1 protein-coding gene is annotated in these 10,334 nt (G+C 61.5%); it reads left to right on the top strand.

Going from position 1 to position 10,334, the window contains the following annotated elements; genetic code table 11:
* Positions 1-10,334: VCBS domain-containing protein (locus tag CEY05_RS30660; protein WP_088601294.1), on the top strand; the 10,334-nt coding region annotated here is incomplete at both ends.

Genomic DNA, 10,334 nt, shown 5'->3' with positions numbered 1-10,334 from the left:
CAGACCGACGTCGATACGAACGATGCGCATACCTGGACGGTGGATGGCAATGCGAAGGGCGCCTACGGTACCTTCAGCGTTGACCAGACTGGCAAGTGGACCTATACGCTGGATAACGCAGCGGCTCAGCAGTTGACCGCCAAGGATCATATCCAGGAAACGTACACCGTCAAGGTGGATGACGGTCATGGCGGCACGGATACGAAGTCCGTGACGGTGACGATCAATGGCACGGACGATGCGGCGATTATCACGCCGCATGCCGTGGGTGCCGATGCCGGTACGGTCAAGGAAGACACGACGCTGACCACCAGCGGCAAGCTGGATATCGTGGACCCGGATGCGAACCAAGCGGTATTCGTCGCGCAGACGAACGCCGCAGGTCAACACGGGACGTTCTCGATCACGTCTGACGGTACGTGGACGTACAACCTGAACAACGCCGACCCGGCGGTCCAGGCGCTGGGCGTGAACGAGTCGATGACCGAGAAATTCACGGTCACGTCGGCAGATGGCACGCCTGCCACCATTACGGTGACGATCCAGGGAACAAACGACGCTCCGGTGATCGGTGCGCCTGCGGGTTCGACGGTCGGTTCTGTCACCGAAGACGCCACGCAGACGGCAACGGGTCAGTTCAGCCAGAAGGACATCGATACGAACGACACGCACACTTGGACGGTGGATGGCAATGCGAAGGGCGCCTATGGCACCTTCACGGTTGACCAGACTGGCAAGTGGACCTATACGCTGGATAACGCAGCGGCGCAGCAGCTGACTGCCAAGGACCACATCCAGGAAACGTACACCGTCAAGGTTGATGACGGTCATGGCGGCACGGATACGAAGTCCGTGACGGTGACGATCAATGGCACGGACGATGCGGCGATTATCACGCCTCACGCCGTGGGCGCTGACGCGGGTACGGTCAAGGAAGATACGACGCTCCAGACCAGCGGCAAGCTGGATATCGTTGATCCGGACGCCGGCCAAGCGGTATTTGTCGCGCAGACGAACGCCGCAGGTCAACACGGGACGTTCTCGATCACGTCCGATGGTACGTGGACGTACAACCTGAACAACGCCGATCCAGCGGTTCAGGCCCTGGGCGTGAACGAGTCGATGACCGAGAAGTTCACGGTCACGTCGGCAGATGGCACGCCTGCCACCATCACGGTGACGATCCAGGGCACGAACGACGCCCCGGTGATCGGTGCGCCAGCGGGTTCGACGGTTGGTTCTGTCACCGAAGACGCCGCGCAGACGGCAACGGGTCAGTTCAGCCAGAAGGACGTTGATACCAACGATAGCCACACCTGGACGGTGGACGGTAACGCGAAGGGCGCCTACGGGACCTTCACAGTCGACCAGACCGGCAAGTGGACGTACACGCTGGACAATGCGGCAGCGCAATCGCTGACCGCTAAGGACCACATCCAAGAGACCTACACGGTCAAGGTCGATGACGGCCACGGCGGGACCGATACGAAGTCGGTGACTGTAACGATCAATGGTGCCGACGACGGCGCTATCATCACGCCGCATGCGACTGGCAGCGATGCCGGTACGGTGAAAGAAGACACGACGCTTCAGACCAGCGGCAAGCTGGATATCGTGGACCCGGATGCGGGTCAGGCGGTGTTCGTTGCGCAGACGAATGCGGCCGGTCAACACGGGACGTTCTCGATCACGTCCGATGGCACGTGGACGTACAACCTGAACAACGCTGACCTGGCGGTTCAGGCGCTGGGTGTCAACGAGTCGATGACCGAGAAGTTCACGGTCACGTCGGCGGACGGTACGCCTGCCACGATCACGGTGACGATCCAGGGTACGAACGACGCCCCGGTCATCACCGCCCCGACTGGCGCCACTGCCGGTTCGGTGACGGAAGACGCAGCGCAGACGGCGACGGGCCAGTTTAGCCAGCAGGACACCGATACGAACGACAGCCACACCTGGACGGTCGACGGCAACGCGAAGGGCACCTATGGCACCTTCAGCGTGGATCAAACCGGCAAGTGGACCTACACGCTGGATAACGCGGCAGCTCAGCAGTTGACCGCCAAGGATCATATCCAGGAAACGTACACCGTCAAGGTTGACGACGGCCACGGTGGAACCGACACGAAGTCGGTCACCGTAACCATCAACGGCACGGACGACGCTGCGGTCATAACCCCGCATGCCGTGGGTGCCGATGCCGGTACGGTCAAGGAAGACACGACCCTGACCACCAGCGGCAAGCTGGATATTGTGGATCCCGATGCGGGTCAGGCCGTGTTCGTCGCACAGACGAATGCGGCGGGTCAACATGGCACGTTCTCGATCACGTCCGATGGCACGTGGACGTACAACCTGAACAACGCCGATCCGGCGGTTCAGGCGCTGGGTGTCAACGAGTCGATGACCGAGAAGTTCACGGTCACGTCGGCTGACGGCACGCCTGCCACCATCACGGTGACGATCCAGGGTACGAACGACGCGCCCGTCATTACTGCTCCGGTCGGCTCGATCGCAGGTTCGGTGACCGAAGACGGCACAAAGACGGCGACCGGTCAGTTCAGTCAGACGGACGTCGATACGACCGACAGCCACACGTGGACAGTGGACGGCAACGCGAAGGGCGCCTACGGGACCTTCACGGTTGACCAGACTGGCAAGTGGACCTATACGCTGGATAACGCCGCGGCGCAGCAGCTGACTGCCAAGGATCACATACAGGAAACGTACACCGTCAAGGTTGACGACGGCCACGGTGGAACCGACACGAAGTCGGTCACCGTAACCATCAACGGCACGGACGATGCGGCGATTATCACGCCGCATGCCGTGGGTGCTGACGCGGGTACGGTCAAGGAAGACACGACGCTGACCACCAGCGGCAAGCTGGATATCGTCGATCCTGACGCTGGTCAAGCGGTGTTCGTGGCGCAGACGAACGCTGCGGGCCAGCACGGGACGTTCTCGATTACCTCCGATGGCACATGGACGTACAACCTGAACAACGCCGACCCGGCGGTTCAGGCGCTGGGCGTGAACGAGTCGATGACCGAGAAGTTCACGGTCACGTCGGCTGACGGTACGCCTGCCACGATCACGGTGACGATCCAGGGCACGAACGACGCCCCGGTGATCACCGCCCCGACCGGCAGCACTGCCGGTTCGGTGACGGAAGACGCAGCCCAGACGGCGACCGGCCAGTTCAGCCAACAGGACACCGATACGAACGACAGCCACACTTGGACAGTGGACGGCAACGCGAAGGGGACCTATGGCACCTTCAGCGTCGACCAGACTGGCAAGTGGACGTACACGCTGGATAACGCGGCAGCTCAATCGCTGACCGCTAAGGACCACATCCAAGAGACCTATACGGTCAAGGTTGACGACGGCCACGGTGGAACCGACACGAAGTCGGTGACGGTGACCATCAACGGCACGGACGACGCTGCGGTCATTACCCCGCATGCCGTGGGTGCCGATGCCGGTACGGTCAAGGAAGATACGACGCTTCAGACCAGCGGCAAGCTGGATATTGTGGATCCCGATGCAGGCCAGGCGGTGTTCGTTGCGCAGACGAATGCGGCAGGCCAGCACGGGACGTTCTCGATCACGTCCGATGGTACGTGGACGTACAACTTGAACAACGCCGATCCGGCGGTTCAGGCGCTGGGTGTCAACGAGTCGATGACCGAGAAGTTTACGGTCACGTCGGCGGATGGTACGCCTGCCACGATCACGGTAACGATCCAGGGCACGAACGACGCCCCGGTGATCGGTGCACCTGCAGGTTCGACGGTTGGTTCTGTCACCGAAGACGCCACGCAGACGGCGACCGGTCAGTTCAGCCAACAGGACACCGATACGACCGACAGCCACACTTGGACGGTGGACGGCAACGCGAAGGGCGCCTATGGCACCTTCACGGTTGACCAGACCGGCAAGTGGACCTATACGCTGGACAATGCAGCGGCTCAGCAGTTGACCGCCAAGGATCATATCCAGGAAACGTACACCGTCAAGGTGGATGACGGTCATGGCGGCACGGATACGAAGTCCGTGACGGTGACCATCAACGGCACGGACGACGCAGCGATTATCACGCCTCACGCCGTGGGTGCTGATGCGGGTACTGTCAAGGAAGATACGACGCTTTCGACCAGCGGCAAGCTGGACATCGTCGACCCGGATGCCGGCCAAGCCGTGTTCGTCGCGCAGACGAATGCGGCGGGTCAACATGGCACGTTCTCGATTACGTCCGATGGTACGTGGACGTACAACTTGAACAATGCCGACCCGGCGGTTCAGGCGCTTGGCGTGAACGAGTCGATGACCGAGAAGTTCACGGTCACGTCGGCGGATGGTACGCCTGCCACGATCACGGTAACGATCCAAGGTACGAACGATGCCCCGGTCATCACGGCTCCGGCTGGCGCTACTGCCGGTTCGGTGACGGAAGACGCAGCCCAGACGGCGACCGGTCAGTTCAGCCAACAGGAAACCGATACGAACGACAGCCACACCTGGACGGTGGATGGCAACGCGAAGGGCGCCTATGGCACCTTCACGGTCGACCAGACCGGCAAGTGGACCTACACGCTGGATAACGCTGCAGCTCAACAGCTGACCGCCAAGGACCACATCCAGGAAACGTACACGGTCAAGGTCGATGACGGCCACGGCGGAACCGACACGAAGTCGGTCACCGTAACCATCAACGGCACGGACGACGCTGCGGTCATAACCCCGCATGCCGTGGGTGCCGATGCCGGTACGGTCAAGGAAGACACGACGCTGACCACCAGCGGCAAGCTGGATATCGTGGACCCGGATGCGAACCAAGCGGTATTCGTCGCGCAGACGAACGCCGCAGGTCAACACGGGACGTTCTCGATCACGTCTGACGGTACGTGGACGTACAACCTGAACAACGCCGACCCGGCGGTCCAGGCGCTGGGCGTGAATGAGTCGATGACCGAGAAGTTCACGGTCACGTCGGCTGACGGCACGCCTGCCACCATCACGGTGACGATCCAGGGTACGAACGACGCGCCCGTCATTACTGCTCCGGTCGGCTCGATCGCAGGTTCGGTGACCGAAGACGGCACAAAGACGGCGACCGGTCAGTTCAGTCAGACGGACGTCGATACGACCGACAGCCACACGTGGACAGTGGACGGTAACGCGAAGGGCGCCTATGGCACCTTCACGGTTGACCAGACCGGCAAGTGGACCTATACGCTGGACAATGCAGCGGCTCAGCAGTTGACCGCCAAGGACCACATTCAGGAAACGTACACCGTCAAGGTGGACGATGGCCATGGCGGGACCGACACGAAGTCGGTGACGGTGACGATCAATGGCACCGACGACGCTGCGATCATCACGCCGCATGCGACTGGCAGCGATGCCGGTACGGTCAAGGAAGATACGACGCTCCAAACCAGCGGCAAGCTGGACATCGTCGACCCGGATGCCGGCCAAGCCGTGTTCGTCGCGCAGACGAACGCAGCGGGCCAGCATGGCACGTTCTCGATCACGTCCGATGGTACGTGGACGTACAACCTGAACAATGCCGACCCGACAGTCCAGGCGCTGGGCGTGAACGAGTCGATGACCGAGAAGTTCACGGTCACGTCGGCCGACGGCACTCCGAGCACGATTACGGTAACCATCCAGGGTACGAATGACGCCCCGGTCATTACCGCCCCGACCGGCAGCACTGCTGGTTCGGTGACGGAAGACGCACCGCAAACGGCAACCGGCCAATTTAGCCAGACCGACGTTGATACCAACGACAGCCATACTTGGACGGTGGACGGTAACGCGAAGGGCGCCTATGGCACCTTCACGGTTGACCAAACCGGCAAGTGGACTTATACGCTGGACAATGCAGCGGGTCAGCAGCTGACCGCCAAGGATCATATCCAGGAAACGTACACCGTCAAGGTCGATGACGGCCATGGCGGAACCGACACGAAGTCGGTGACGGTCACGATCAACGGTTCCGACGACGGCGCTATCATCACGCCGCATGCGACTGGCAGCGATGCCGGTACGGTGAAGGAAGACACGACGCTTCAAACCAGCGGAAAGCTGGATATCGTCGATCCGGATGCGGGTCAGGCGGTGTTCGTAGCGCAGACGAACGCTGCGGGCCAGCACGGTACGTTCTCAATCACGTCCGATGGTACGTGGACGTACAACCTGAACAACGCCGACCCGGCGGTTCAGGCGCTGGGCGTGAACGAGTCGATGACCGAGAAGTTCACGGTCACGTCGGCGGATGGTACGCCGGCCACGATCACGGTGACGATCCAGGGTACGAACGACGCCCCGGTGATCACCGCCCCGACCGGCAGCACTGCCGGTTCGGTGACGGAAGACGCAGCCCAGACGGCGACCGGTCAGTTCAGCCAACAGGACACCGATACGAGCGACAGCCACGCTTGGACGGTGGACGGCAACGCGAAGGGTACCTATGGCACCTTCAGCGTTGATCAAACCGGCAAGTGGACTTACACGCTGGACAACGCAGCAGCTCAGCAGCTGACTGCCAAGGACCACATCCAGGAAACGTACACCGTCAAGGTTGACGACGGCCACGGCGGCACCGATACGAAGTCGGTGACGGTCACGATCAACGGTTCCGATGACGGTGCCATCATCACCCCGCATGCGACCGGTAGCGATGCCGGTACGGTCAAGGAAGATACGACGCTCCAAACCAGCGGCAAGCTGGATATCGTGGATCCGGATGCCGGCCAAGCCGTGTTTGTCGCGCAGACGAACGCCGCAGGTCAGCACGGTACGTTCTCAATCACGTCCGATGGCACGTGGACGTACAACCTGAATAACGCTGATCCGGCGGTTCAGGCGCTGGGCGTGAACGAGTCGATGACCGAGAAGTTCACGGTCACGTCGGCGGATGGTACGCCAGCCACGATCACGGTGACGATCCAGGGCACGAACGACGCCCCGGTCATCACCGCCCCGACTGGCAGCACTTCTGGTTCGCTGACGGAAGACGCCACGCAGACGGCAACGGGTCAGTTCACCCAGAAGGACGTTGATACCAACGATAGCCACACTTGGACGGTGGACGGTAACGCCAAGGGCGCCTATGGCACCTTCATGGTTGACCAAACCGGCAAGTGGACCTACACGTTGGATAACGCGGCAGCGCAATCGCTGACCGCTAAGGACCACATCCAAGAGACCTATACGGTCAAGGTTGACGACGGCCACGGTGGAACCGACACGAAGTCGGTGACGGTGACCATCAACGGCACGGACGACGCTGCGGTCATTACCCCGCACGCAGTGGGTGCTGACGCTGGTACCGTCAAGGAAGACACGACGCTTCAGACCAGCGGCAAGCTGGACATCGTCGACCCGGATGCCGGCCAAGCCGTGTTCGTCGCGCAGACGAATGCGGCGGGTCAACATGGCACGTTCTCGATTACGTCCGATGGCACGTGGACGTACAACCTGAACAACGCCGATCCGGCGGTTCAGGCGCTGGGCGTCAATGAGTCGATGACCGAGAAGTTCACGGTCACGTCGGCAGACGGCACGCCTGCCACTATCACGGTGACGATCCAGGGCACGAACGACGCGCCCGTCATTACCGCTCCGGTTGGCTCGACCGCAGGTTCGGTGACCGAAGACGGCACCAAGACGGCGACTGGTCAGTTCAGCCAGACGGACGTCGATACGAACGACAGCCACACGTGGACAGTGGACGGCAACGCGAAGGGCGCCTATGGCACCTTCACCGTTGATCAAACCGGCAAGTGGACTTACACGCTGGACAACGCAGCAGCTCAGCAGCTGACTGCCAAGGACCACATCCAGGAAACGTACACCGTCAAGGTTGACGACGGCCACGGCGGTACGGACACGAAGTCGGTCACCGTAACCATCAACGGCACGGACGATGCGGCCATCATCACCCCGCATGCAGTGGGTGCCGACGCCGGTACAGTCAAGGAAGACACGACGTTGTCGACCAGCGGCAAGCTAGACATCGTTGATCCGGATGTCGGCCAGGCGGTGTTCGTCGCACAGACGAATGCCGCCGGCCAGCATGGCACGTTCTCGATCACGTCCGATGGCACTTGGACGTACAACCTGAACAACGCTGACCCGGCGGTTCAGGCGCTGGGTGTCAACGAGTCGATGACCGAGAAGTTCACAGTCACGTCGGCCGACGGCACTCCGAGCACGATTACGGTAACCATCCAGGGCACGAACGACGCCCCGGTCATTACCGCCCCGACCGGCAGCACTGCTGGTTCGGTGACGGAAGACGCACCGAAAACGGCAACCGGCCAATTTAGCCAGACCGACGTTGATACCAACGACAGCCATACTTGGACGGTGGACGGTAACGCGAAGGGCGCCTATGGCACCTTCACGGTTGACCAGACTGGCAAGTGGACGTACACGCTGGATAACGCAGCGGCTCAGCAGCTGACCGCCAAGGATCATATCCAGGAAACGTACACCGTCAAGGTCGATGACGGCCATGGCGGAACCGACACGAAGTCGGTGACGGTCACGATCAACGGTTCCGACGACGGCGCTATCATCACGCCGCATGCGACTGGCAGCGATGCCGGTACGGTGAAGGAAGACACGACGCTTCAGACCAGCGGCAAGCTGGATATCGTCGATCCTGACGCTGGTCAAGCGGTGTTCGTGGCGCAGACGAACGCTGCGGGCCAGCACGGCACGTTCTCGATCACCTCTGACGGTACGTGGACGTACAACCTGAACAATTCCGATCCGGCGGTTCAGGCGCTGGGCGCGAGCGAGTCGATGACTGAGAAGTTCACGGTCACGTCGGCGGATGGTACGCCTGCCACCATCACGGTGACGATCCAGGGTACGAACGACGCCCCGGTCATCACCACCCCGACTGGCAGCACTGCCGGTTCGGTGACGGAAGATGGCACCAAGACGGCGACGGGTCAGTTCAATCAGACCGACATCGATACGAACGATGCGCATACCTGGACGGTGGATGGCAATGCGAAGGGCGCCTACGGTACCTTCAGCGTTGACCAGACTGGCAAGTGGACCTATACGCTGGATAACGCGGCAGCTCAGCAGCTGACTGCCAAGGACCACATCCAGGAAACGTATACCGTCAAGGTCGATGACGGCCACGGCGGCACCGACACGAAGTCGGTGACGGTGACGATCAATGGTGCGGATGACGGCGCCATCATCACGCCGCACGCGACTGGCAGCGATGCCGGTACGGTTAAGGAAGACACGACGCTTCAGACCAGCGGCAAGCTGGACATAGTGGATCCGGATGCCGGCCAAGCGGTGTTCGTTGCGCAGACGAATGCGGCAGGCCAGCACGGGACGTTCTCGATCACGTCCGATGGCACGTGGACGTACAACCTGAACAACGCTGACCCGGCGGTTCAGGCGCTGGGTGTCAACGAGTCGATGACCGAGAAGTTCACGGTCACGTCGGCTGACGGTACGCCTGCCACGATCACGGTCACGATCCAGGGCACGAACGATGCTCCGGTGATCGGTGCGCCTACAGGTTCGACGGTTGGTTCTGTCACCGAAGACGCCACGCAGACGGCAACGGGTCAGTTCAGCCAGAAGGATGTTGATACGAACGACAACCACACCTGGACGGTGGACGGCAACGCCAAGGGCGCCTATGGCACCTTCAGCGTTGACCAGACTGGCAAATGGACCTATACGCTGGATAACGCTGCGGCTCAGCAGTTGACCGCCAAGGATCATATCCAGGAAACGTACACGGTCAAGGTGGATGACGGTCATGGCGGAATCGACACGAAGTCGGTGACGGTGACGATCAACGGCACGGACGACGCTGCGGTCATCACGCCGCATGCCGTGGGTGCTGACGCCGGTACGGTCAAGGAAGACACGACGCTTCAAACCAGCGGCAAGCTGGATATCGTGGACCCGGATGCGAACCAAGCGGTATTCGTCGCGCAGACGAACGCCGCAGGTCAGCACGGTACGTTCTCAATCACGTCCGATGGTACGTGGACGTACAACCTGAACAATGCCGATCCAGCGGTTCAGGCCCTGGGCGCGAACGAATCGATGACCGAAAAGTTCACGGTCACGTCGGCCGACGGCACGCCGAGCACGATCACGGTAACGATCCAGGGCACCAACGACGCCCCGGTCATCACTGCGCCGACCGGCTCCACTGCTGGCTCGGTGACCGAAGACGCCACCAAGACGGCGACGGGTCAGTTCAGCCAGACGGACGTTGACACCAACGATGCGCACACCTGGACGGTGGATGGCAATGCCAAGGGCGC

This window comes from Achromobacter sp. HZ34 (assembly GCF_002209485.1).
Taxonomy (GTDB): Bacteria; Pseudomonadota; Gammaproteobacteria; order Burkholderiales; family Burkholderiaceae_B; genus Bordetella_C.
Note: the sequence above shows the minus strand (reverse complement) of the source record. Positions and strands in the feature narration are given on the sequence as shown.